The organism is Brucella sp. TWI559 (assembly GCF_039674265.1).
GTDB classification, from domain to species: domain Bacteria; phylum Pseudomonadota; class Alphaproteobacteria; order Rhizobiales; family Rhizobiaceae; genus Brucella; species Brucella chromiisoli.
The window spans coordinates 1-576 of record NZ_JBDJNE010000073.1 but is presented as its reverse complement, the minus strand read 5'-3'; the positions used below and the strand labels follow the sequence as shown (position 1 = coordinate 576).

Sequence of the window (576 nt, the reverse complement as noted above, 5' to 3'; positions counted from 1 at the left end):
TGTCATGCGCCACTGGAGCCAAACCTACAAGAGCTGCGGCTTGTTCGCCTGTGATGGTTCCAAGCTCTGGCATTTCAGCGACTAACATTGTGCTTGCCACTGGGCCTATTCCTGGAATGGAACGGAGAACACCAACGGTTTCCGAGAGCAAATCGTCACTCGATATGGCGGCTACGATCCTGTCTTCAAGCTCCCTGATCAGGCTGTCGAGCCTAACTTTTAGTTCTGCATCGATGCTGTCAAACATCTCAGCTGTGCCAAGCTTCTGATGCGCGCGGATCTGAGCAAGAAGGCGTTTTCGCATTTCTACCATCTGTGCACGCTTCGAGGTCAATGCTCTGAGAAATCTGAGCTTTTCTGCAGGAAGGGTCCGGCCCGCATTGGGTCGGAAAGCAAAGAACCGCGCGATGAGTTCTGCATCGATCCTGTCTGTCTTGGCGCGTGTGCCGCAGCTTTGCGCAAATGCCTGTCAATCGGCGTTTAAACGGGACCCCTTATCGGCGTCCAAAAAGTACCCCTCCTTTAGGTTGCAAGGTTTAGCGTGCGCGGGCCCGGAACTTTAAATTTAGTGCAGGG

General features: G+C 53.5%; 1 protein-coding gene and 1 pseudogene. Both read right to left on the bottom strand.

Going from position 1 to position 576, the window contains the following annotated elements:
- A partial coding sequence (locus ABE530_RS19665; RefSeq protein WP_499695729.1) for a transposase occupies positions 1-304 on the bottom strand: 304 nt, incomplete at its 3' end.
- A gap of 24 nt (positions 305-328) precedes the next feature.
- Positions 329-409 (bottom strand): annotated as a pseudogene (locus tag ABE530_RS19660) (hypothetical protein); the annotation flags it as partial.
- Between the last annotated feature and the right edge of the window lie 167 nt (positions 410-576).